The following is a 23746-nucleotide window of genomic DNA, read 5'->3' as shown; positions in this document are numbered from 1 at the left end:
ATAATTGATTGTAAGCCGGTCTTTGGCCCAAATTTTCATTGAGGAGTGTCATATGAATCAACTTGCCGATGTAAACAGTGTCGCGGAGCTTGAAGTCGATGCAAATAAACTGATCGTGGCTTTTGCCAGTTCCGATGGGGAAATGGTCAACCAGCATTTCGGATCATCTTTGGGGTTTCATGTCTATGCTATCGATGGCACTACCGCTACGCCTCTGGCGGCCAAGTCGTTTGGTAAGGAACAACGTGACGGGAATGAAGAGAAATTAAAACCAAAGCTGGCCTGGTTAACAGGCTGCGATATGGTGTATTGCGGTTCCGTCGGCGGCACGGCGACCAATGAGTTGATCAAATTGGGCGCTCATCCTGTCATTGTTAAAGGCGGCCCCGACATTGAAGACATCATTACCGAGTTACAACAAGACATTACCGGGGCCATGTCGCCGCTGCTGGAACGCATTTTTAAACAAAAAACGGCTAAAGATAATAGCCGTTTTGCAGAGATGGCTGACGAAGAATGGGCTGAATAAGGATGCCCGGCAATTTTGCCTAAATACAATCTAAGCATTCCTCTTCCTACCAGGCCTTCTCTCGGATCGGTTTCGTTAGCCGATACTGAGGAGGCTCGACGTCACATACCGCCGAATCCGGCTGGTTAGCCTACGCCCTGCTCTAACGCATCTAGTGCTTACCCACCCTGCCTCACCGCGACATGGGTACACACTGCACTTTTGTGCTCGCGCCCAGCATTGGCCCCACTGTCGCCGCCGTTCAATTACCTTTTTCTAAACTCAGGGTGTTCGGTCTTTACCCCGCGATTTTCAATCGTCAGCCTTTAGGCCCCTAGGCGATGCCGTTTGTGACTGATTTATGACCAATTTTTAGACTGCCGTTTCATCTATACTATGGTGTGATTTATTGCTTCTCGCACACGGATGAAATTTAAAAATTTTTTATCGTTAAAGTCCCTGATCGTCCTGGGCTTTGTCATTGCGGTGATTCCGCTGTTTCTGGCCGTGATGTACGCTGCTTTCGGCATGCGCGAAACCTCCGCACTAGGCCGCACGGTGAACACCCATGTCTTCGAACAAACCAAAACCATCCGCCTGGTTTTACAAAAAGCCTCCGATATAGAACGCAAGGCTAAGTTGTTTGTGTTGCTGTCCGACCCGACGCTGCGCCAACCCTACGAGCGGCAATCCTACGAGACGGTGCGGGCCTCGTTTAAACAGGCGTTAAGCGATTTATTGAAACTGCATGTCGACAACAAAATCGCACTGCTGGTCAACGAATTATCCGAAAAAGAAAACCTGATTTATCAACAAATTATTGGTTCGGACGACGAGAATAATCTGGAGTTACCGATAGACGAGGCCTTCCAGGGCTTGCGCGAATCCGCCGCCACCCTATCGCGCGAGTTTGAAAACCATGTCGATCACGAATTCAACGAACTGCATCAATTGTCGGAAGCGCTGGAGCACGGTTTGTTGGTCAAGGGCGCGGTATTGCTGGCAATTTCATTCAGCGTGATTGCCACGCTGTTGATCGTGCTGTCGCGTTCGATGCGGCAACTCGACGTGTCGATACGCCGCTTGGGCGCCGGCGAGCTTGCCGAACCGATTCTGGTGAACGGCCCGTCGGATTTGCGTTATCTGGGCAATCGTCTGGAGTGGCTGCGCTCCCATTTGCTGGAACTGGAAGTGTCCAAGCAACAGTTCATGCAAAACGTCGCCCGCGAGATAGAACTGCCGTTGGCAAGCCTGCGCCAGGATGCCGAACTGCTGGCCGGCGAAACCGACTACGACCCGAACAGCAAACGGGAAAATACCGTGCTGCATTTATGCGCCAATATTGAAAAGTTAAACACGGTATCCGAGGAACTGCTGCGCTACAGCCGAATCAACTCCCTGCCTGACTTACAACGCAAGGAAAGTGTCAATATCAAAGACTTGCTGGAAACCGTGATTGAAGAGTTCCAACCGGTTTTAAGCAGCAAAGCCATCGCTATCCGCATGCTGGCCCGCCCGGTGGAAGTTTCCGGTTTTCCCGAGCAATTGCGTGCGCTCATCGAACAATTGCTGACCAACGCCGTGAAATTTTCGCCGGAAGGCGGCGAAATTCGCGTCATATTGCGCGACGCAGGCACCTTGATGGAACTGGAAGTGGAAGACGAAGGCCCCGGTATCGCCGCCGACGAACGCGATCACATCTTCGAACCGTTTTATCGCGGCAAGGCTGGCGAAACAGGCGATAGCGATGGCCCCGGCCTGGGCTTGGCCATCGTCAAGGAATACGTCGCCAATCATCAAGGCAAAGTGGAAGTCATCGATGCCCGTCAAGACCAACAAGGAGCCCGTATCCGGGTTCAAATTCCGTTAAACGGGGAGAATTAAGCAACATGCAGTCACTATTCATGCGCGTATTGACACTGATCGCATCATTGTTGGCAATCAGCGGCTGCGCCGAGGTGGATTCCAGCGTCAGGGAACATTTTCCAACCGTTTACAGCGCCCCGGTGGTGCATTCCGACATAGACGAGCTGCTGGATTTCGGCAACAACCTGGTCAACATGACCACGGCAAGTCGCACCGAGACTTGCCGGTCTTTAGTGAAACGCCAAAAAGACGAACCCGAGATTGGGGTGTTACTGCATTTGATGGTAGGCCGCCTATTATCCGATGCCTGCGGCGACATTCCGAAAATTCTGGATGAAATTGCCGGCATCCCGCCCTCGAGCTTGAGCGATGAACGGATGCGCCACCTGGTTGCCATTAATACCGAAGCCTTAAAGCGCATCAACAGTGCCTCGAAAAGACTCGGCTCATTGGAACGCAAACAAAAAACCGTGCAAAACGTCCTGGAAACCAAAGACGCCACCGGTTCCAAGAAAGAAGAATCGAGATTGCTGCGCGAAAAACTGGAAGCCATCCGCTCGATGGAAAAGCAATTGGACGAGACTAGCGAAGGCAAATAACGCCAATGTTTCGGTTCCGATTGGCGATAGTCATTGTTGTTTCTTTCTGCTTTGTGTTGAGTTTGGGCATTGCCTTGTATTGGGGTGCCAACGAAGTGGCTCGCTATTTTCAGCACAGCCAAACCGCTTACGAGACCTTCGACGATTACGAACAGCTGTCGCAAGAAGCCTATCGCCATTTCAAACAACGCATGGACCGGCTGATCACGGCTAACCCCAATTCGGAAACCGGCGTGGAATCTTCCAAACGCCGCCTTTACGAGGCGATGCAAACGCTACGCGATACCGCCGTCAAAACGCCGGGCACAGACAGCGCCAGCGAAGACTGGATCAATAAGCCGGCCGAACTAGAGAAAGTCGCCCATCTCACTGCGTTCCTGGAAGCCAGCGAATATCGCTTCGAAGAAGTGGAACGGCTGCGTTTGCAAGGCAAGCTAACCACTGCCGTACAGGCGTTAGCCAAGTTCACCGAGGAAGAAATCGACGGTAAATTTCAGCCCTTGATCGACGCCGCCATTAACGCCGAGCGGCAAAAAGCCAGGAAAGCCAAAAAGGAACTGGAAATTTTGGTCGAAAAATCGCGCTGGACCGCGATTCTGGCCTCGCTGACCGCCGCGCTGTTCAGTCTGGTAGCCGGCGTTATGCTGCTCCGCGCCTTTAAAAAGCCCATCGAAGCCCTGATGAAAGGCACGGACGAAATCGCCTCCGGCAACCTGAATTACCGGATCGCCTTGGACAGCCGGGACGAATTTGCGTATTTGGCCAGCCACTTCAATCAAATGGCCAAGGAACTGGAAGTTCAACAAGATAAGCTGCGCGAAGGCCGCGCCGTGTTGGAGGAGCGGGTGACCGAGCGGACCTTTGAACTTAATCTGTTAAACGAGGAATTAAAGCGCATGGATAATGCCCGCCGCGAGTTTTTGGCGGACATCAGTCATGAGCTGCGCACGCCCATCACGGTCATTCGCGGCGAGGCGGAAGTAACGCTACGCGGTCAGGACCGCGATGCGGAAGAATATAAAGACGCATTGCAGCGCATCGTCGAACTATCGATGCAGTTGGGTAAATACGTCAACGATTTACTGTTTCTGGCCCGCGCCGACACGGCCAATCTGCAATTTGAATGGAATAAAGTGGACTTGGCGGATTTGGTCGCCAGCAGCGTTGAGGATTTTCAAGTGATGGCGCAAGAGTATTCAATTTCCGTTAGTCTGGAGGCGCCGTCCGGGCCGCTGTTGGTGCGCGGTGATAAGCAACGGTTACGGCAAGTGCTGTTCATTCTGGGCGAAAATGCCTGCCGCTATTCCAAACCGCTCGGTCATATCGCCGTGGCTTTATGGCGCGACGGCAAACAAGCCTGTTTCAGCCTGACCGACCAGGGCATAGGCATCCCAACCGAGGATCTGGAGCGGATTTTCGAACGCCACTTCCGCAGCAGCAACGCCCAACATTCGCGGGACGACGGCTCCGGCCTGGGTTTACCGATGGCCAAATCCATCCTGCAAGCCCATGGTGGGCAGATAGCTGTGCGTAGTGTCGAGAACGCCGGATCGACATTTACGGTTACACTACCCCTGCTTACGGTAGCATAGGACAGATTTTCATATAATTGAGAAATACATGACAACCAATACTCTGACGGGGATAGGCTATATGCGGGTGCTGATGGTTGAAGACGACGAACGCATCATCGATTTCGTACAACGCGGCTTAAAAGCCGAAGGCTATGCCGTGGAGGTCGCCCGCAGCGGGCAAGAGGCCATTGCCTTGGGCACCGAGGGCAGTTTTCAGGTCATCATTCTGGATCTCGGCCTGCCGGACATGAACGGCAGGCAGATTTGCGAACGCTTGCGCAGCAACGGCATCGAAACCCCGATTTTGATGCTGACCGCGCGCGATACCGTGCAAGACAAAGTGACCGGCCTGCGCTCCGGTGCCGACGACTATATGACCAAGCCGTTCGCGTTTGAGGAATTGCTGGCGCGTATCGAAGTTTTACTCAGGCGGCGCGGCGGCGAAGTGAAACAGGACGACAAGGAATTGCGTATCGAAGATCTGGTACTTAACGGCGAAACCCATGAAGTGCGGCGCGGCGATACCGTCATCGACCTAACGCCCAAGGAGTTTGCCTTGCTGGAATGCTTTATGCGCATGCCCGGTAAAGTGTTGAGCCGCACCCGGATTCTGGAACAAGTTTGGGGCTATAGCGCCGATCCGCTGACCAATGTGGTGGATGTTTATGTACGCCAACTGCGGCGTAAAATTGATGACGATTACGAGCTTAAACTACTAAAAACCGTGCGCGGCTTTGGTTACAAAATGGATGCGTCTTGAGTTAGACATACGAGATATTGCGCCTCCGCACCGTTAACAACAGTCACGCCGGCCATCGTCTGCAAACATTTGCCGGCCTAAGTCACTCAACAAACCAGCGCCAACCCGGACATCACGCGCCGCCTATGCAACTGACCTTGCTCGACCCGGATCATCCTCACCAAGCCTTTCCGCCGCTGCACAAGGCCCTGAAACAGCCCAACGGCTTACTGGCCTTTGGCGGTTGTCTATCGCCGCAGCGCATCGTCAATGCCTACCGGCACGGGGTATTTCCCTGGTTCAATCCCGGCGAGCCTATTTTATGGTGGTCGCCCGATCCGCGCTTGGTATTGTTTCCGGAACATCTGAACATTTCCCGTAGCCTGGCAAAAACCCTGCGTAAACAACCGTTCGAGATTCGTTACGACAATGCATTTCGCCAGGTTATCGACGCTTGCGCGGCCCCGCGTAGCGAAGACGGCGGCACCTGGATTACCGACGACATCCGCCAAGCCTATATCACTCTGCACCACCTGGGTATTGCGCACAGCTGCGAAGCCTGGCTGGACGGCCAACTGGTCGGTGGTTTGTACGGCATTGCGATAGGCCAGGTATTTTTCGGCGAATCGATGTTCCATCGTAAAACCGACGCATCCAAAATAGTGTTTGTGCACCTGGTGCGGCAACTAACGGCCTGGGGCTATCAACTCATCGATTGCCAAGTCAGCAGCGAACACTTGCTCAGCCTTGGCGCGGCGGAAATCCCTCGCAGCCGCTTCGTAGAACTGTTGGACAGACTCTGCGATCAATCACCGAGCGCCGACGCTTGGCAAGCATGAGTTCCATCCCGATTTGGCTGGACAGCGGCCATGCCTGCGGCTACCTGGACGACCGCTTGGCGCGTTCCGGCTTCGTACATCCGTCGGTGGAGATGGACACGCCGCTGTATTCGCAATTGATAGCCCAGGGCTTTCGGCGCAGCGGCGATCATGTTTATAAACCCTACTGCGAAACTTGCCAGGCCTGCGTGCCGACCCGCTTGCCGGTGATGGCATTTCAGCCGGACCGCAAACAAAAGCGCTGCATCAAGCGCAATGCGCAAACTCGGGTAGTCGTCAAAAACGCCGAATTCGATGCGCGCCATTTCCGGCTTTATCAACGTTATCTAAACGCCCGCCACGACAAGCCCGGCGAAAATGCCGAAACCACGCCGGACGACTACATCAACTTCCTCGGTAGCAGTTGGTGCGACACGCTGTTTGTGGAGTTTTTGATCGGCGGTCAATTGGCGGCGGTCGCCGTGGTCGATGTGGTAAGCGACGGACTATCGGCGGTGTATACCTTTTTCGACCCGGATTTTGCCGGCTACAGCCCCGGCGTTTACGCGGTGTTGTGGCAAATCGAAACCGCCAAACAAATGGGCCTGACCTATCTTTATCTGGGCTACTGGATCAAAGACTGTCGTAAAATGCGCTACAAAATAGATTATCAACCGCTGACCGGCCTGATGGACGGCCAGTGGCAAGCCATTTCAAATCATACATTTACAGAGGAATAAGCCGTGCCGAAAGCCAACGAACTGAAACAGGGAACCGCCATCGAAATCAACGGCGAACCGTATGTGGTGAAACACATCGACGTGCGTAACCCCACTTCGCGCGGCGCCACCACGCTGTACAAAGTCCGTTTCACTCACATGAAAACCAAGCAAAAGCTGGACGAAACCTTCAAAAGCGACGACATGCTGAAAGCTGCCGACTGTTCGCGCTGCAACGTGCAGTTTTCCTACCAGGACGGCGACACCTACTACTTCATGAACAGCGAGACTTACGATCAGTATGCGCTGGCAGCCGACGACCTGGAAGGCCAAACCCTGTATCTGACCGACGGTCTGGAAGGCATCATCATGCTGTTGATGGATGATGCGCCGTTGGGCATTCAGTTGCCGACCACCGTCAATCTGCAAATCGTCGAAACACCGCCGTCCATGAAGGGTTCAAGCGCCACCAAACGCACCAAAACCGCGAAATTGACCACCGGCCTGGAAGTGCAGATCCCGGAATATATCGAATCAGGCGAAATCATCAAGGTCAATACCGAAACCGGCGACTTTACTTCACGGGCTTGAGTTTTAAGTGCCGCCTGCCGACAAGATCGCAGGCGGTTAAATCCATGCCCCATGGTGAGCGGTGACCATTCACCGCTTCGGCATCAACTTATCCGGACAGGGACGTCTATGAATGCAAGCTATTAGCGCCATCTAGCGTTAAACTACCGATAACCCAGGAGGCGACGGAGCGCCATTTGCACTAGCCGTCGTCAGTCGATCACTCTTGCAAACTCTTATCCCTATGAACACCGCCATCCCTGTTTTAGCCGCCCAAAACCTGGTTGTCGAATACCGGCAGCACCGCGCGGTCGATAACTTAAATTTACAAATCCCCCAAGGCTGCGTGTATGCACTGCTCGGCGGCAATGGTGCCGGCAAGTCTACGACCATCAGCACTTTTTTGACTTTCAATCGCCCCAGTAGCGGGCAGGTGCTGATCGAAGGCGAATCGCCGCACACCAATGCCGAACTGGTGCGGGCGAAACTGGCCTATCTGCCGGAAAACGTGGCGCTATACGACGTGATGAGCGGCCTGGAAAATTTGACCTATTTTTGCACCTTGGCCAATATTCGCCTGAGCAGCGACCAAGCTCACGACTTGTTGCTGGATAGCGGTTTGCAAGCCGATGCCCATCAAAAACGGGTGGCGGCTTATTCCAAAGGCATGCGCCAAAAAGTCGGCCTAGCCATCGCCTCCGCCAAACAGGCTAAAGCGATGTTGCTGGACGAACCCACTTCGGGCCTGGACCCCAGCGCAGCCAACGACTTTGCCCAACGCATCCGCGCCGCCGCCGATCGCGGCATGGCAGTGCTAATGGCGACTCACGATTTATTCAATGCCAAACAAGTCGCCGACCGCATCGGCATCATGAAAAACGGCCGCCTGCTGGAGGAGTTCGACGCCCACACCGTGCAACACGACGAACTGGAACAAAAATATCTGGCTCACGCCCGGGGCTTGGCATGATTAAGACCATCATTCGCAAAGAATTTCTCGCCACACTCCGCGACGGCCGCCTGCTGACTTTGGGCGTTGCCCTGCTGGTGTTATTTGCCGGTTTTTTCCTGGCTTCGGCTTACGAGTTGCAGCAATTGCGCGCGGAAAAACACAGCGTCGGCACCACAGCCAAAGAACAGTGGAATACCCAAAGCGTGAAGAATCCTCATGCCGCCGCCCATTACGGCATCTATGTATTTAAACAGGACACGCCGGTGGCGGCGCTGGATCCGGGCTTGCGTCCGTATATCGGCCAAGCGTTATGGCTGGAACCGCACAAACGCAACCTGACCCGTTTCAGCCCGGCGGCGGATCAAGTGTTGGCTGGCCGCTTCGGCCAAGCCACCACCAGTTTTGTGTTGACCGCACTGTTACCGCTATTGATTGTGGCCTTGACCTTTAACTCGATCAGCCAGGAGCGCGAATCCGGCACCTTGCGCATGTTGCATAGTTTAGGCGTCGACGCGGGGCAATTGTTGTTCGGCAAATTACTGGGCTTGATGACCGCGTTTTCGGTGGTGTTGGCACCGGCGCTGTTGCTGGCCGCCGTCATCTTGCTGGGAAACTTCGCCTTTACGCTGGACGACGTCCTGCGCCTATTGGCCTTGCTGGTATTGTTAAATCTGTACTACGGCATCTTCGCCGCGCTGGCGATTTCCGCTTCGGCGTCTTTCAACACCAGCCGCACGACTTTGTTTTGTCTGCTGGGCTTTTGGCTGGCCAGCGTATTTATCGCTCCGCGCCTGGGTGTGGTGGGTGCGGAAATACTGGCACCCAACCCCAGTGCCAGTGAGTTTTGGCGCGAGATCAAGGAGGATATCGATCATGGTCTGGAGCACGACGGCGACCATGAAGAGCGCGCCAAGGCCTTCGAAGCGCAAGTGTTGGCTCAATACGGCGTGTCTCGCAAAGAAGATTTGCCGGTCGGCTTTGTGTCCTTAAACCGCCAGTACAACGATGCCTATTCCGTTAAGGTCCACGCTCTGCACTTCGACGCGTTACGCGACAACTTTGTCAGGCAACAACACCTTAGCCACCTCGGTTCTTGGCTAGGCCCCAGCCTTGCTTTGCGTTCCTTGTCCATGACCTTGGCCGGCATGGATTTGGCTCATCAGCGGCACTTTGAAGACGCCGCCGAGGAATATCGGCACTATTTTATCAACCTGACCGAAGACTGGGACCGCGAACGCAGCCGGGGCACAGAGCGCAAGGCCACCGGCGCAGAAGCCGATTGGCGTAGTGTGGCCGATTTTAGTTATCAAGCACCGGACATCGGCTTTGCCCTGCGCACAGCCAAACTGGATTTTCTGGTGTTGTTGCTGTGGCTGGGTTTATCCATCGGCCTGTTGCGAATTTCCGCACGGAGGCTGGTGCCATGATGCAACTACTTGCTATCGAATGGCTGCGTTTTAAACGCAATACCTTAAACCTGTGGGTGACCGGGCTGTTTCTGGGCGTGATGCTGGCTAGCGCCGCCTGGTCGGGCTTGGCCGCCCGCGAATTTCGCTTGCACGGCAACGCATCGCCACACCCGGTCAATGCCACGTCCAATCAAGCGGAGATGCACGACGCGCCCAAAGCCGCCGGCAATACCGGCAAAGCCAGTGCTTATTCCGCGAGTGCCGCCGCGCCACCCTTGCGCTTGCCGGCCTTGGGCGGCTTGGCCTTGAGTGTGCGGCAATTGGACTTTTTAAGCACCGGCATCAAAATCTCCACCCGCAGCCGCCACACCGACGGTCGCAACAGTGATCAGTTGTTCAACCCGATACTACACGAGTTAGGCATGCTGGATTTTGCCACCGTGTTCGCCTTACTGACGCCGCTGATGGTGATTGCCTTGAGCTACGGATTGGTGCAGGAGGACCGGGAAAGCGGGGTCTGGCGACTGGTCTGCACCCAAATGTCGGCACCCTGGCACTTGGTATGCGCTGCACTAAGCGTGAGGTATGCCGTGGTCGTGCTGGTGATTTTCGGCAGTTCGCTGCTGGCGCTATTGCTCGATCCGGGCGCTAGCCTGGATACTCTGGCGTATTGGCTGGGGTTCGGCGGACTTTATGCGCTGGTCTGGTTCGGTATTGCCGGCTTGTTCCTGTTGCTGCCCTTCTCGTCCGGCGCCGCAGCTATCGGCATGCTCGGAGTCTGGTTGATAGTAACCTTCGCCAGCCCGGCCTTGTTGGCGTGGGCCGCTGACCGGCATGCGCCGATGCCGTCCAGACTGGATAGCATCATCGCCATCCGCCAGTTTCAGGAGCAAAACAATCAACAACGTCAGGCGCTGCTGGCTGACTGGTACAGCACCCATCCCGACCTGAAGCTGTCGCAGACCGGCAAAGAGTTACCCCGCGAAATCACTGGTTTACCGGCGGGCTTGGTTCTGGACCAACAGATCCGGCCGTTAATGTACCGCTTCGACAGTGCCCGTAAGGCACAATTCGAGTTCCTGGAATCCTGGTCGTGGCTATCGCCGGCTATGGCCGCGCTGCAAATGGCCGATAGATTAGCGGGTATCGATGCGCCGCGCTACGCCGAGTATGTTGAGGCGGTTAATCGCTTTGAAGATCAATGGCGCGACTATTTCGTGCCCAAGATCATGGCCGATAGCGCGTGGAGCGATGAATATAGTCGCGATCAACCACACTTTGCATTTGCGCATCCGGTAGACTTGGCGGCCTGTCAAAGCTTGATTGCCGGCCAAGCGGCGCTGGCGTCTCTATTGCTGGCTGTACTATTCGGCTCACGCCGGCGCTTTGCCAAAGCCTGAAGCCATTGCCGCCAAAGACGTCCTGGACGGCTCTAGCCGTCCGGGACGTCTGACCCACTTTAAGCCACTATATTCCGGACGCATTGCCGGGCGAAAACATTGATGGGTACGCTGCTGCTCAGATAACGGTTGAACAATTCGTTAATAGTGACCGGATTGAGGTATACATAAATGCCGCAACCAGTGATGGCTATAAACTGCCTGCTTAAGGTTTCGATAAACACGATACGCAGTGTACTGATTTCGTTGACTTCATTGCTTGTTTTCATGACGCTCTCCCGAATATGCCGATTTGACTAATAAATCTTGAGCATAAGTGACGCCAATTAACAAAAGCCTTTAAAAATCATAGTTGTAAGATTTTTCTAACATTAGGCAACAGCTAAAAATTGACGCTGAGTTTAGCTTATAGCAATCAGTACAGCCTGTCGGTGGTCTATGCCACGAGGAATCAGTGAATTAATTCACCCTTGCACACCATGCATCTTGGGCCTAGCAATGATTGGAGCTCCTTCAGCAAATCACTCACAGACCGCCAGCCAAACCCATTCTCACGCCAAATAGAGGACTTCTGCGCAGCCGGTATTGCCGACCACCGCTTTATAGTACAATTTCCGTCACTTTTAAGCCGACGCGGCGCAGCACCAATCATTAAACAATACAGGTTCAGACGATGACAACGATGGATGATAGAGACGGGTTTATATGGCTAGACGGAAAATGGGTTGATTGGCGCGATGCGAAAGTCCATGTATTGACTCACACCCTGCATTACGGCTGCGGCGTCTTCGAGGGCTTACGCGCGTATAAAACCGACAACGGCACCGCGATATTCAAACTGGCCGAGCACACAGATCGTTTGTTTCGTTCCGCGCATATCATGAATATGAAAATGCCGTTTTCGAAAGAAGAAATCAATCAAGCCCATCGTGATGCCGTCGCTAAAAACAATCTGGACAGCGCCTACATCCGTAGCATGGTGTTCTTCGGCTCTGAAGGCATGGGCCTGCGCGCCGATAATTTGAAAGTACACGTCATGGTCGCGGCCTGGACCTGGGGCGCGTATCTGGGCGCGGAAAACATGGAAAAAGGCATCCGCATCCGTACCTCCTCTTATACCCGTAACCACGTCAACAGCACGATGTGCAAAGCTAAAGCCAACGGCAATTACATCAATTCAATCCTGGCCTTACAGGAAGCCTTGTCCACCGGTTACGACGAAGCACTCTTGTTAGACCACGAAGGTTTCTGTGCGGAAGGCAGCGGCGAGAACCTGTTCATCATCCGTAACGGCAAAATCTATACGCCGGAAACCACGTCGGCTTTGGAAGGCATCACCCGCGACACCTTGATCACCATTGCCCGCGAACAAGGTTACGAAGTCATCGAGAAGCGAATCACTCGCGACGAAGTCTATGTCGCCGACGAAGCGTTCTTCACCGGTTCCGCCGCCGAAGTCACACCGATTCGTCAATACGACAACCGCGACATCGGCGCAGGCAGCCGCGGTCCCATCACCGAAAAACTGCAAGCCCTGTATTTCGACTACGTCCAAGGCCGCCGCGCCGACCATAAGGAATGGTTGACGCTCGTTTCTTAAGTGTCAGCACAGCCTTATAAAATCCTGGTCGTCGGCCCATCCTGGGTCGGCGACATGGTGATGGCGCAAAGCCTGTTCATCACTCTCAAGCAACAACACCCCGATTGCCAAATCGACGTGCTGGCGCCGGCTTGGTCCTTGCCGCTGCTGGAACGCATGCCGGAAGTTCATAAAGGTCTGACCATGCCGCTGGGACATGGGCAGTTTGATTTGCGCGGGCGTATCCGTATCGGCCGGCAATTACAAAGTCATCATTACGATCAGGCGATTGTGCTGCCTAACTCCTGGAAATCGGCGTTGATTCCGTTTTTTGCGCACGTTCCCAAACGGACCGGTTTTCTCGGCGAACTGCGCCGGGGTTTGTTGAACGATGTGCGCACGCTCGATAAGACAGTGCTAACCATGACCGTACAGCGTTTTGTGGCCCTGGGTTTACCGGACGAAGCACCTCAGCCGCCAACTTACGAGGTTCCGAAGTTGATGATCACGACCGAGCAACAATTAAACGTCTGCCGGAAATTCGAGATTACCGGTGCGGATTTAATCGAAATCCCCCCGCCCAGCGCTCTGCTTGAGGGGACGGGGGAACTACGCCCTATTGTCAGTAAAATCCTGGCACTTTGTCCGGGCGCGGAATACGGTCCGGCCAAGCGCTGGCCGAGCGAACATTACGCTGCGGTCGCCCGACAACAGGAAGAACAAGGCTGGCAAGTCTGGTTATTCGGTTCCGATAAGGACAAAGCCGTTGCGGAGCAAATCAACGATTTATCGGGTGGTATTTGCCGCAACTTCGCCGGCATTACCTCGCTGGCCGATGCGGTGGATTTACTGTCCCTGGCCGATGCGGTCGTCAGCAACGATTCCGGCCTGATGCACGTCGCTGCCGCACTGGATAAAAAATTAATTGCGGTATACGGCTCTTCCGACCCCGGTTTTACCCCGCCGCTGCATCCAAAGGCAGAGATCCTGGATTTACACCTGGATTGTTCGCCGTGCTTTAAGCGTGAATGTCCGTTGGGCCATACTCGCTGCTTGACGGAAATCAGGCCGGAGCAGGTTCTGGCAGCGCTGGACGCCTAATCGATGAAAATTGCCATCGTCAAGCTCTCCGCGCTAGGCGACATCGTACATGCGATGGCAGCCTTGCAATTCATCAAAGCCGCATTGCCGCTGGCGCAAATCGACTGGATCGTCGAGGAACGCTTCGCCGGCGTACTAGCCGACAATCCGCACCTCGATAATGTATTGGGTGTGAATTTAAAAGCCCTGAAAACTGACAAATGGCGCATCTTTGCCGAGATAAGCAAAATACGCGGTTATGCCGAGCAGGGATACGACTTAGTTCTGGATGCACAAGGTTTAATTAAATCCGCGCTGGTCTCGCGTTTGCTATCGGCAAACTGCGTGGGATTCGATAAAGACTCGATCCGAGAAAAATGGGCAGCCTTATTTTACAACCGGCATGTGGCCTACCCTTACGACGCCAACACCATAGATCGCAATGTCGCTGTGCTGACCCAACCGCTGGGGCTGAATGTGACGCCCACGCAAATTCAGGCAAAGCAGCCGTTTTTGTTTTTTCAGCCGCCGCAAACGCCGTTGGATGAGTATTTTCCAGCCGGTCAACCCAACGTCATTCTGGTGATAGGCTCGACCTGGCCTAGCCGTAACTACCCCTTAGAAAAATTTCTACAGGTAATCTTTGGCCTAGAGGCCAACTTTCTGATCTGCTGGGGCAACGAGAAAGAACACTGGATGGCGCAATGGCTGGCCGAACGCAGCCTGGCGCGGGTATTACCGCAATTAAGCCTCAACGATTTGAAAGCGGCGCTTGCCAAGGCCGATTTAGTAATCGGTAACGATACCGGCCCCACCCACATGGCGTGGGGTTTGAATAGGCCGTCGATTACCTTGTTTGGACCAACGCCGGTCAGCCGGATTTATCAAACCGACATCAATAAGGCGTTGAAGTCGCCTTCACAGGTCAATCCGTTTAAACTGGATAAAAACGATTTCTCCATTGCAGAAATCGACCCTCGTGAAGTCATTGCCCTTAGTAACGAGCTATTCGGCAAAACCCAACAACATGTCTGATTGATTGGCTGGCTAAGTTTTGTCCAGGTCGACAAACATTTTCAGCAGTTCGATAATCGGTTCATCGCTAGCCAACACTCTGATTATCTCGATCTGATTTTGCGCATCTTCGGCCAAATCCAACGTCTGCTCCTGAAAAAGCAATTGCTTGTGAGGATTCGTAATTACCTTCACTAACGGCCGCTGGGGAAATTGTGAGTTTTTCCGTACCACCACGGCCAGTTCCCCAGCCTTTAGTTCGACGATGCTATAAACAGGGTAAACAGAATCATCTTCCTCGGCACGGCTGCGCATCTCCGTAGCCGCAGAACCGCCGGAATCGATTATGTCGGTTTCAGAGGGTTTATCCACGTCGATACCTTTACCGGTATCGATAGAAACAGTTTGGCAATACTCTTTTAAAGTATTAATTTGTTTATCCGATGTAATCAGAAATTTAGTACGGAAAAAAGGTATATCTATCCATTTCCGATCAGTGCCGCAAACAAACATACCTTTTCTAAGCTGGTTAATATTAATTTTTTTAACCATTATTAAAAACAATATCCAGGGAACTTTATTTACAGAACTAAAACCTTAGCCAACCACCGCATATTCTTTAGTAAACTTGCCATCTTGATAATACTTGGCCAAATCGACACCGCAATCCTGCGGCCTTATCACTTGTTTGACACCGTAACGTTTACCGCTTGTGTCGGCAAGATTCAGCGCTAAATCAAGTATTTTTTCTTCGATAGGGTTTTTATTCCCATCCTGAATTAGCAAGATTTTCGGCTTAAGCCTATCAGCTTTATTTTGCTCGACTATCAAGCCAATCTCGCCACTACTTAATTCGACTAAATTACCTTGCGGATAAAAGCCGATGCAGTTGATAAATTGAGTGACATAATTAGCTTCAAATTGATGATTCATCCCTTTCACCAAAATCCCCAACGCCATAAGATGCGGCTTACCTCGCTGATACACCCGGTCGCTGGTAATGGCATCGTAAGTATCGACAACCGCTACCAGCTTGGTAAATATCGATAGCGTCGTTTTGTTCAAACCTCTCGGATAACCGGTACCGGCCAAATGTTCGTGATGATCGTAGGCAACATCGACAGCACCTGGGTACACATTACGAGCGGACATTAAAACGTTGCGCCCGTATAGCGTGTGCTTACGCATGATATCCATCTCATAGTCTTCTAAAGAGCCGGGCTTATTGAGTATTTCCAGCGGCACTTTCATTTTGCCGACATCGTGCATCAAGCCGCAAAAACCCAGTTTATTCAGTTCTTCCACTGATAAATTTAACTCACGGCCCAGCAGAATCGACAATATGCAAACATTCATACTATGTTGCGCGGTATATTGATCCTGATCTTTAATTTGAGTCAGCAGCAGCATCGTATCAGGGTTTTCCAATACCTTATCCACACACTCGGAAACGGCTTGTTTAACTGCACTGACACTAAATTGATTACCGAAACGAATATCGTCCATCACCGTTTTAATTAAATTACCGGTGCGTTGATAAGTATTAGCGGTTTGATTGAACGATCTGGCAAAACTCAAATGTTTCCGCGCTTCGGTATTTCTAGTTGGAATCGCGCCGGAAAAAGACTTTTGGTATTTAACGTCGATATAGACATAATCGCAAATCGCCTGAATGGCCTGGATATCCGCATGGCTTTCAATAACGATCCTATCTAATAAAAAAGGTGAATCTTCCGTCGGCGCTTCCAGACGGCTTACGCACATACCAACTCTCAGTTCATACACATGAATTCTGAGTATTCCATCCTCTTTATCTGCCATACCAATCCAATCAGGGATTTGTGGAAATCCAAAAATTTGAAAAATAGCCGCAAAACGGCATCTGAGGAAATTGCGCCCGACTCGCCTAGGACGTCAGTCTGCAAGGATACATAGAACGCTCGGTCTTGTCCGAACAAAAAGCCGGCAAACCGGCGATGGATCACAAATCCAATCGGAGTTTTAGTATAGGCGAAGCATATTTTGTCGTGGCTTAATATCTCCTGATTGGCAAGAATCTTCAGCTGAGCGTCATACCCGCACGGAAGCGGGTATCCAGTGCCTTAGATGGTAAGCTTCGAATCATCCATGAAGCCAGGATTCCGGCAATCCATGCCGGAATGACGATCTTTTGGCCTAGCTAAAGATTCTTACTAATCAGTTAATATCTTGGATTTTTAACGCTACTCCTACAAGCGATTTGCGAATCACTTTCGGTTCGGGTAACGGGCTTTGGTAAGCGCTCCTTCGCTTATTAATCCGACGTAATGGCAGACTGGAGAGCAACCTTTACAGCCGTTGGCAAATTTAGAATTGCTTGATTTTTGGATTGGTTTAAACTGGCAGCTCGCCGATATTTACTGTTTAGGCACCAGAGCAGACCAGCCAGCGCGAATCTTGGGCTCTACGGCCTGAAAAATGGGCTATCAATTAAGTCTTGAGTAATCAAGACCCCCACTGAAGTTAGCAGTCAGTATCGACAATACTAAACCCGACATTCGTTTAATTGCCCGTAACCGGAGCTGAACGGCACAGCCTTAGTCTCGGGGTTAAAAATTTTCTAAAATTCCGCAAAGCGGACTACAACAAAAACTATAACCTGCGGACTCAGCGCCAGGGAGAAAATCGTGATGTTTCCATATCGCCATGATTTGCACATCGTCGGAGACGATTTTTACCGTTCCAATCCAACGCCTTGGCCACGCCGCTTAAGGCGCAGAACCTTATTTTTACTGGTACTTCTGCCTTTGCTGCTGATTACCGAAACCTATGTCTTTCTACAGCCGGCCATTTTTGAAAGCCAAGCCTTGGTATTGACCACTGCGGCAACCGACATTGATCAAACTCATGCAGAAGCGGATCTGGAGCACGTCAACATTCAGAAGCAGGTCTTGCTGGGCCAACCGGTATTGGAAAAAACCGCCGACGCGCTAAAGCAGCGGAAAGACATCGAACATCCCACTGTCAACCAACTGAAAACTCTATTCCAAGTAAAACCGGTGGCGGAAACCAATCTGGTGCAATTGGCTGCTGAAGGTACGCATCCGCAATTTCTGCAATTAGCTTTAAATACCTGGATCAAAACCTACCAGCAAATTCGCGCGGAGTACATCGCCGACATCACCGATAAAGCCAGTACCACGATTAATTCGGAATTGATTCGCATAGAACAGCAAGTGCGCGACAAACGTCAGGAGATTGAATCGTTTAGATTGCAGCACGACATCCTCTCACTGGAAAGTACCGATAACGAGGCCCACGCCCGCTTACAAGGTTTAAATAACTCCTTGAATGCGGCGTTGGAAGAAGAAGCCAAAGCCAAGGCCAAACTGGACGCGATTCGCGCGGCCATCGCCGAAGGCAAAGCCGTGGTGCCGGAAGCCGATTCGCAAAGTCTGGCGGTGTTAACCCAGCAAGCCGAGCGCCTGCGCGAACGCCTGGAAGCGCAAAGAAGCCAATACACCGACGAATACATCGAATTTCACCCCAGCTTGCGCAACTTAAAAACCCAACTGGCCGAGCTGGATGAAAAAATCGCCAGCAAGGAACAAGCGGGCTCGACCTATGCGACGCAAGAAGCCGAAAACGCTTACGGCGCCGCGCATCGCACCGTGCTGACCATTCAAAAACAAATGGCCGAGCACAAACAAAAAGCTGCCGAATACACCAATCAATTCGCCAAACACAAAGCCATGCAGGAAGAGCTGGTTAAATTGGAGGAATTATTACAACAAACCAAACAACGGCTGGTGGAGATCGACGTCAAACAACGCCAAAGTAATCCGCAACTGGACGTGGTGGATTGGGCCTCACTACCCGACAAGCCGGTGAAACCCGATTACGGCCAAGACGCCAGCATCGCCTGCATCGCCAGCCTGGTAATCGCGCTAATCGTGGTCTGGCTTAACGATTATCTGAACAAGGAACCGACGCTGACCACTATCAATTCCGTTACCGAATTTAAACTGTACCAAGGGAACGAGTCCAAACTGGAGAACGGGGCAAGCAAGGAACCCCTGGGATTTGAGCGGGTAAACAGGCTGCGCCGCGCTGACGATCCCAAGCAATTACCGGACGAAACCACCGATTCATAGCTGCGACGCGGCAACAATGCTAAAATTCGCCGCTCGATCAACTTCATTCAAACAGGAAACCCATGAGCCAAATTACCGTTGAACATAACCCTAGCGAAGAACGTTTAAAAGAGCTGGGCGTATCAAGCTGGCCGATCTGGGAAAAAGAAATTTCCACGTTCACCATCGATTTCGACGAAACCGAAACCGCTTATGTGTTGGAAGGCGAAATCATCGTCACCCCTGTCGGCGGCGAGCCGGTGCGGATTTTACCGGGCGACTTGGTGATGTTTCATGAAGGCCTGGATAGCCATTGGGAAGTGGTTAAACCCTTGCGCAAACACTACCACTACGATTGAGCGTCGCCACATCGGCCGACAATCCGAAAAAGGCATCTTCAGGATGCCTTTTTTAGTTGTGCCGGTGAACTTAGCAGACCGGCATGACGCCAAAACCCACTTACCGATATTCGCATGGCTATGAACAAGGATCAGGATTATTCCGCATTACAGCGAAGGCCGCGCTGGCGCCGGGCGACCATACTTGCGTTGCTTGCCGCGGCAGGCGGGTATTATTTTTACCAAGCCGGCCGGCAACATCAGGAGAACGCGGAATCCCGCCCCAACCCATACGAAAACGCCCCGGTCAGTGTCGCAGTCGCTTTAGCTCGGCAGGGCGATCTGCCGATTTACCTGAACGGCCTAGGCACGGTCACCCCTCTGCACACCGTCACGGTGCGCTCGCGGGTCGATGGCGAACTGATCCGGGTGGCATTTACCGAAGGTCAAGCGGTTAGGCAGGGCGAACTGCTCGCCGAAATCGACCCCCGCCCTTTTCAAGTGGCGGTGCAACAAGCCGAAGGCCAGTTGCTGCGCGACGAAGCGCTGCTGAAAAACGCCGAAATCGACCAGGACCGCTACCAAACCTTGCTGGAGCAAGACTCCATCGCCGCCCAGCAAACCGCCACTCAGGCCGCATTAGTCAAACAATATCGCGGCACCGTCGAGATCGACCGCGCCCAACTCGACAATGCCAAACTGCAACTCAGTTACGCCCGCATCACCGCCCCGGTCAGCGGCCGCATCGGTTTGCGGCTGGTCGATCAGGGCAACATGGTCCGCGCCAGCGACGTGAACGGCTTGGCGGTGATTACTCAAGTCCAACCGATCTCGGTGGTGTTCACCCTGCCGGAAGATGAAATACCGGCAGTGATGCGGCGCTGGCGCTCCGGCGACACGCTAGTCATCGACGCTTACGACCGGGCCGGCCAGCAAAAACTGGCCAGCGGCAAGCTGCTGGCGGTAGACAACCAAATCGACGCCAGCACCGGCACGCTGAAATTAAAAGCCCAATTCGATAACGAAGACCGCACGCTGTTCGCCAACCAGTTCGTCAACATCAAAATGCGTCTGGACACTTTGCACGCGGCGACCTTGGCACCCAGCGCAGCGATCCAGCACGGTGCCAACGGCGCGTTCGTGTATTTGGTGAAGGACGACAACAGCATCACGGTTCGGCGGGTAAAGACCGGACCGGCAGACGGCGAAACCGTCGCGATTCTGGAAGGTCTGGCTCCGAACGACAAGCTGGTGATCGACGGCGCCGACAAACTGCGCGAAGGCAGCCAAGTTAAGGTAATCGATAAAACCAAAGCAGCCGCTCCCGCCACCGGCAAACCCGCCAACTGAACATGGCCGCCGCACAAAATCCGCTACCCGGCTTCAACCCTTCGCGACACTTTATCCTACGCCCGGTCGCCACCTCCTTGCTGATGGTGGCGCTGCTGCTGGCCGGGATTTTGACTTACCGTTTGTTGCCGATTTCGGCATTGCCGCAAGTCGACTATCCGACCATCCAGGTCACCACGCTCTACCCCGGCGCCAGCCCCGAAGTAATGACCTCGGCCATCACGGCTCCGCTGGAACGCCAGTTCGGGCAGATGCCCGGCCTGCGGCAGATGTCCTCGACCAGTTCCGGCGGCGCATCGGTGGTGACGCTGCAATTCGATCTGGAACTGGATCTGGATATCGCCGAGCAAACCGTGCAAGCCGCGATCAATGCAGCCAACAATTTCCTGCCCAACGACCTGCCGCTGCCGCCGATCTACAACAAGGTCAACCCGGCGGACGCGCCGATTTTGACCCTGGCGGTCACCTCGTCCAGCCTGCCCTTGCCCAAAGTTCAGGATCTGGTCGATACCCGCCTGGCGCAGAAAATTGCCCAGTTGCCCGGCGTCGGTTTGGTCAGCATCAGCGGCGGCCAACGGCCGGCGGTCAGGATCCAGGCCAACCACCAGGCCCTGGCCGCCTATGGTCTGAGTCTGGAAGACCTGCGCAGCGCAATCGCCGCCGCCAACGTCAATCAGCCCAAAGGCATGTTCGACGGCCCGCAGCGTTCGGCGATCATCGACAACAACGATCAACTCCGCTCCGCAGCCGAATACCGCGACTTGGTGGTGGCTTACCGCAACGGCGCGCCGGTGCGCCTTGCGGAAGTGGCCGACGCGGTGGATGCGGCGGAAAATGTCAAGCTGGCGGCCTGGGCCAACGACAGTGCCGCCGTCATCGTCAATATCCAGCGCCAACCCGGCGCCAATGTCATCGAGGTGGTGGATCGCATCGATAAACTGCTGCCACAGCTGCGCGCGACATTGCCCAGTGCCGTCGAAGTGCTGCCCTTGACCGACCGCACCATCACCATCCGCGCCTCGGTACACGATGTGCAGTTCGAGTTGCTGCTGGCCGTGGCCTTGGTGGTGATGGTGATTTTTCTGTTTCTGCGCAACCTGCCGGCTACCGTCATTCCGGCGGTCGCCGTGCCCTTGTCACTGGTCGGCACCTTTGCGGTGATGCATCTGGCCGGATTCAGTATCAACAACCTAACCTTGATGGCGCTGACCATCGCCAGCGGTTTCGTGGTGGACGATGCTATCGTCGTCATCGAAAACATCGCCCGCTATTTGGAACGCGGCGAATCGGCCTTGCAAGCCGCCTTGAAAGGTTCCGAGCAAATCGGTTTCACCATCATCTCCTTGACTGTATCGCTGGTGGCGGTGCTGATTCCGCTGCTGTTCATGGGCGACGTGGTCGGCCGCTTGTTCCGTGAATTTGCGATCACTTTGGCGGTGGCGATTCTCATCTCGGCAGTGGTCTCGCTGACGCTGACGCCGATGATGTGTGCAAAACTGTTACGACCCCACGCAAACAACCACGACAGCGGCGCTGACTTGCTTAGTAAAATCATAAGCGGCTATGGCCGCAGCCTGGAATGGGTGCTAAAGCGGCAAGGCCTAACCTTGCTGGTCGCCATCGCCACGCTGGCGTTGACCGTGTTGCTATACATCGCCATGCCGAAAGGCTTGTTCCCCATCCAAGACACCGGCCTGATTCAAGGCATCTCCGAAGCACCGCCCAGCATTTCCTTCGCGGCGATGGCCGAACGCCAGCAAGCCATGGCCAAGCAGATATTGGCCGACCCGGCAGTCGCCAGCCTGTCGTCGTTCATTGGCGTGGACGGCAGCAACTCGACATTGAACAGCGGCCGTTTCCTGATCAACCTCAAGCCCCAAGCCCAACGCGACAGTGCCACGGCGGTGATCGAACGCTTGCGGCCGCGTCTGGCCGAAGTGCCAGGTATATCGGTTTATCTGCAACCGGTGCAAGACATGACCTTGGAAAACAAAGTCAGCCGCACCCAGTTTCAATTGTCCTTGCAGACCGTCGATCTGGCGGAGCTAAACCGCTGGAGCCAACGCCTGGTCGAGCGCATCAGCCAGATTCCCGTCATCGTCGATGCCGCCAGCGACGTGCAGGATCAAGGCCTGCAAGCGTATATCGAAATCGACCGTGCCAGCGCCAGCCGGCTGGGCGTCAGTACCGCCGACATCGATAACGCCTTGTATAACGCCTACGGCCAACGCCTGATCTCGACCATCTTCACCCAATCCAACCAATACCGGGTGGTACTGGAAGTGGACCCGAAAGTGCAAAGCGGCCCGGAAGGCTTGAAGCAACTGCGCGTCCCCTCCAGCAACGGCAGCCAGGTACCGCTGTCGGCCTTAGCGACGGTTTCCGAACGGCAAACCGCACTGGCGATCAACCATCTGGATCAGTTTCCAGCCGCGACCATTTCCTTCAACCTGGCGCCGGGCGCCGCCTTGGGCGATGCGATTAAAGCCATCGAGCAAGCCAAGCAAGACATCGGTTTGCCGCTGGCCGTGCAAAGCGATTATCAAGGCGCGGCCTTGGCATTTAACGCCTCGTTGAGCGGCACGCTATGGTTGATCCTGGCCGCCATCGTCACGGTTTATATCGTGCTTGGGGTGCTGTACGAGAGTTATATTCATCCCATAACCATTCTGTCCACACTGCCTTCGGCCGGGGTCGGCGCGCTGCTGGCCCTGCAAGTGTCCGGCAACGATTTGGGCATCATCGCAGTGATCGGCATCGTGCTATTGATCGGCATCGTCAAGAAGAACGCGATCATGATGATAGACTTTGCCTTGGAAGCCGAACGCAAACAAGGCCTGCCGCCGCGCGAGGCGATTTTCCAGGCCTGCCTGCTGCGCTTTCGGCCCATCCTGATGACCACGCTGGCGGCCTTGCTGGGCGCCCTGCCCTTGATGCTGGGCAGCGGCGTCGGCTCGGAATTGCGCCATCCCTTGGGGATTAGCATGGTCGGCGGCCTGTTGCTCAGTCAATTGCTGACGCTGCGCACCGGGCGGGTGATCTACTTAAGCCTGGATCGGCTGGCCCGCAAGCTGCGGGGCGGGTCAGAAGCGACTTTAGCGGATCAATGAACCTCTCGG

21 protein-coding genes are annotated in these 23746 nt (G+C 53.9%); 18 read left to right on the top strand and 3 right to left on the bottom strand.

Going from position 1 to position 23746, the window contains the following annotated elements; all coding sequences use genetic code 11:
* Positions 1-52: 52 nt before the first annotated feature.
* The 11 genes from NP589_RS17935 to NP589_RS17885 all read left to right on the top strand — a co-directional run bounded on the left by NP589_RS17935 (position 53) and on the right by NP589_RS17885 (position 11154).
* Positions 53-529 carry a NifB/NifX family molybdenum-iron cluster-binding protein gene (locus NP589_RS17935; RefSeq protein ID WP_256608200.1) on the top strand — a complete coding sequence of 159 codons (477 nt, stop codon included), beginning with the start codon at positions 53-55 and terminating at the stop codon, positions 527-529.
* A gap of 405 nt (positions 530-934) precedes the next feature.
* Positions 935-2392 (top strand): sensor histidine kinase, encoded by a 1458-nt coding sequence (locus NP589_RS17930; RefSeq protein WP_256608199.1) that lies wholly within the window; start codon positions 935-937, stop codon positions 2390-2392.
* Positions 2393-2397: 5 nt separating this feature from the next.
* The gene (locus tag NP589_RS17925; RefSeq protein ID WP_256608198.1) at positions 2398-2973 is read left to right on the top strand and encodes a hypothetical protein; all 576 of its coding nucleotides are present in this window, start codon (positions 2398-2400) and stop codon (positions 2971-2973) included.
* A gap of 5 nt (positions 2974-2978) precedes the next feature.
* Entirely contained in the window at positions 2979-4565 is a 1587-nt protein-coding gene (locus NP589_RS17920; RefSeq protein ID WP_256608197.1) for a sensor histidine kinase, read from the top strand.
* A gap of 28 nt (positions 4566-4593) precedes the next feature.
* Positions 4594-5307, top strand: a complete 714-nt coding sequence (locus NP589_RS17915) for a response regulator transcription factor (protein ID WP_256608196.1) — start codon at positions 4594-4596, stop codon at positions 5305-5307.
* Positions 5308-5432: 125 nt separating this feature from the next.
* On the top strand, positions 5433-6125 hold the full coding sequence (gene aat / locus NP589_RS17910; RefSeq protein ID WP_256608207.1) for a leucyl/phenylalanyl-tRNA--protein transferase: 693 nt from the start codon (positions 5433-5435) through the stop codon (positions 6123-6125).
* Positions 6122-6844, top strand: a complete 723-nt coding sequence (locus NP589_RS17905) for an arginyltransferase (RefSeq protein ID WP_256608195.1) — start codon at positions 6122-6124, stop codon at positions 6842-6844. The genes aat and NP589_RS17905 overlap by 4 nt, the downstream gene beginning before the upstream one ends.
* A 3-nt stretch (positions 6845-6847) precedes the next feature.
* Positions 6848-7414, top strand: coding sequence for an elongation factor P-like protein EfpL (efpL, locus tag NP589_RS17900; protein ID WP_256608194.1), 567 nt, complete (start codon positions 6848-6850; stop codon positions 7412-7414).
* Positions 7415-7637: 223 nt separating this feature from the next.
* The gene (locus tag NP589_RS17895) at positions 7638-8363 is read left to right on the top strand and encodes an ABC transporter ATP-binding protein (RefSeq protein ID WP_256608193.1); all 726 of its coding nucleotides are present in this window, start codon (positions 7638-7640) and stop codon (positions 8361-8363) included.
* Positions 8360-9772, top strand: coding sequence for a DUF3526 domain-containing protein (locus NP589_RS17890; RefSeq protein ID WP_256608192.1), 1413 nt, complete (start codon positions 8360-8362; stop codon positions 9770-9772). The genes NP589_RS17895 and NP589_RS17890 overlap by 4 nt, the downstream gene beginning before the upstream one ends.
* Complete coding sequence (locus NP589_RS17885) at positions 9769-11154, top strand: DUF3526 domain-containing protein (RefSeq protein WP_256608191.1); 1386 nt, start codon at positions 9769-9771, stop codon at positions 11152-11154. Before NP589_RS17890 ends, NP589_RS17885 begins: the two co-directional genes overlap by 4 nt.
* Positions 11155-11213: 59 nt before the next feature.
* Here the strand turns inward: NP589_RS17885 and NP589_RS17880 are convergent, their stop codons facing one another.
* Entirely contained in the window at positions 11214-11423 is a 210-nt protein-coding gene (locus tag NP589_RS17880) for a hypothetical protein (protein ID WP_256608190.1), read from the bottom strand.
* 404 nt (positions 11424-11827) lie between these two features.
* Between NP589_RS17880 and NP589_RS17875 the strand changes: the two genes are divergently transcribed.
* Genes NP589_RS17875 through waaC form a run of 3 tightly spaced genes read left to right on the top strand, consistent with a single transcriptional unit; the run spans position 11828 to position 14848 of the window.
* Positions 11828-12754: a branched-chain amino acid transaminase gene (locus NP589_RS17875; RefSeq protein WP_256608189.1), complete on the top strand. Its 927-nt coding sequence runs from the start codon at positions 11828-11830 to the stop codon at positions 12752-12754.
* A gap of 54 nt (positions 12755-12808) precedes the next feature.
* On the top strand, positions 12809-13834 hold the full coding sequence (gene waaF / locus NP589_RS17870) for a lipopolysaccharide heptosyltransferase II (protein WP_371929687.1): 1026 nt from the start codon (positions 12809-12811) through the stop codon (positions 13832-13834).
* 3 nt (positions 13835-13837) lie between these two features.
* The gene (gene waaC, locus NP589_RS17865) at positions 13838-14848 is read left to right on the top strand and encodes a lipopolysaccharide heptosyltransferase I (protein WP_256608187.1); all 1011 of its coding nucleotides are present in this window, start codon (positions 13838-13840) and stop codon (positions 14846-14848) included.
* A 12-nt stretch (positions 14849-14860) separates the two neighbouring features.
* Here the strand turns inward: waaC and NP589_RS17860 are convergent, their stop codons facing one another.
* Both NP589_RS17860 and NP589_RS17855 read right to left on the bottom strand, forming a co-directional pair.
* Positions 14861-15379 carry a DUF3391 domain-containing protein gene (locus NP589_RS17860; RefSeq protein WP_256608186.1) on the bottom strand — a complete coding sequence of 173 codons (519 nt, stop codon included), beginning with the start codon at positions 15377-15379 and terminating at the stop codon, positions 14861-14863.
* Positions 15380-15424: 45 nt separating this feature from the next.
* Positions 15425-16648: an HD-GYP domain-containing protein gene (locus NP589_RS17855; RefSeq protein WP_256608185.1), complete on the bottom strand. Its 1224-nt coding sequence runs from the start codon at positions 16646-16648 to the stop codon at positions 15425-15427.
* Between the two features lie 845 nt (positions 16649-17493).
* Here NP589_RS17855 and NP589_RS17850 point away from each other — a divergent pair.
* The 4 genes from NP589_RS17850 (at position 17494) to NP589_RS17835 (ending at position 23737) form a co-directional block, all read left to right on the top strand.
* Positions 17494-18960 carry a GumC family protein gene (locus NP589_RS17850; RefSeq protein ID WP_256608184.1) on the top strand — a complete coding sequence of 489 codons (1467 nt, stop codon included), beginning with the start codon at positions 17494-17496 and terminating at the stop codon, positions 18958-18960.
* A 62-nt stretch (positions 18961-19022) separates the two neighbouring features.
* Complete coding sequence (locus NP589_RS17845) at positions 19023-19298, top strand: cupin domain-containing protein (protein WP_256608183.1); 276 nt, start codon at positions 19023-19025, stop codon at positions 19296-19298.
* Between the two features lie 120 nt (positions 19299-19418).
* Entirely contained in the window at positions 19419-20627 is a 1209-nt protein-coding gene (locus tag NP589_RS17840) for an MdtA/MuxA family multidrug efflux RND transporter periplasmic adaptor subunit (RefSeq protein WP_256608206.1), read from the top strand.
* 2 nt (positions 20628-20629) lie between these two features.
* Complete coding sequence (locus NP589_RS17835; RefSeq protein WP_256608182.1) at positions 20630-23737, top strand: MdtB/MuxB family multidrug efflux RND transporter permease subunit; 3108 nt, start codon at positions 20630-20632, stop codon at positions 23735-23737.
* Positions 23738-23746 lie beyond the last annotated feature (9 nt).

It is taken from the genome of Methylomonas rosea, assembly GCF_024505055.1.
Classification (GTDB): domain Bacteria; phylum Pseudomonadota; class Gammaproteobacteria; order Methylococcales; family Methylomonadaceae; genus Methylomonas; species Methylomonas rosea.
This window is presented reverse-complemented; position numbering and strand designations above follow the sequence as displayed.

Coding starts and splice junctions, on each gene's coding strand:
- NP589_RS17935 (WP_256608200.1), top strand. CDS start 53: ATGAATCAACTTGCCGATGTAAACAGTGTCGCGGAGCTTGAAGTCGAT.
- NP589_RS17930 (WP_256608199.1), top strand. CDS start 935: ATGAAATTTAAAAATTTTTTATCGTTAAAGTCCCTGATCGTCCTGGGC.
- NP589_RS17925 (WP_256608198.1), top strand. CDS start 2,398: ATGCAGTCACTATTCATGCGCGTATTGACACTGATCGCATCATTGTTG.
- NP589_RS17920 (WP_256608197.1), top strand. CDS start 2,979: ATGTTTCGGTTCCGATTGGCGATAGTCATTGTTGTTTCTTTCTGCTTT.
- NP589_RS17915 (WP_256608196.1), top strand. CDS start 4,594: ATGACAACCAATACTCTGACGGGGATAGGCTATATGCGGGTGCTGATG.
- aat (WP_256608207.1), top strand. CDS start 5,433: ATGCAACTGACCTTGCTCGACCCGGATCATCCTCACCAAGCCTTTCCG.
- NP589_RS17905 (WP_256608195.1), top strand. CDS start 6,122: ATGAGTTCCATCCCGATTTGGCTGGACAGCGGCCATGCCTGCGGCTAC.
- NP589_RS17895 (WP_256608193.1), top strand. CDS start 7,638: ATGAACACCGCCATCCCTGTTTTAGCCGCCCAAAACCTGGTTGTCGAA.
- NP589_RS17890 (WP_256608192.1), top strand. CDS start 8,360: ATGATTAAGACCATCATTCGCAAAGAATTTCTCGCCACACTCCGCGAC.
- NP589_RS17885 (WP_256608191.1), top strand. CDS start 9,769: ATGATGCAACTACTTGCTATCGAATGGCTGCGTTTTAAACGCAATACC.
- NP589_RS17880 (WP_256608190.1), bottom strand. CDS start 11,423: ATGAAAACAAGCAATGAAGTCAACGAAATCAGTACACTGCGTATCGTG.
- NP589_RS17875 (WP_256608189.1), top strand. CDS start 11,828: ATGACAACGATGGATGATAGAGACGGGTTTATATGGCTAGACGGAAAA.
- waaF (WP_371929687.1), top strand. CDS start 12,809: ATGGTGATGGCGCAAAGCCTGTTCATCACTCTCAAGCAACAACACCCC.
- waaC (WP_256608187.1), top strand. CDS start 13,838: ATGAAAATTGCCATCGTCAAGCTCTCCGCGCTAGGCGACATCGTACAT.
- NP589_RS17860 (WP_256608186.1), bottom strand. CDS start 15,379: ATGGTTAAAAAAATTAATATTAACCAGCTTAGAAAAGGTATGTTTGTT.
- NP589_RS17855 (WP_256608185.1), bottom strand. CDS start 16,648: ATGGCAGATAAAGAGGATGGAATACTCAGAATTCATGTGTATGAACTG.
- NP589_RS17845 (WP_256608183.1), top strand. CDS start 19,023: ATGAGCCAAATTACCGTTGAACATAACCCTAGCGAAGAACGTTTAAAA.
- NP589_RS17840 (WP_256608206.1), top strand. CDS start 19,419: ATGAACAAGGATCAGGATTATTCCGCATTACAGCGAAGGCCGCGCTGG.
- NP589_RS17835 (WP_256608182.1), top strand. CDS start 20,630: ATGGCCGCCGCACAAAATCCGCTACCCGGCTTCAACCCTTCGCGACAC.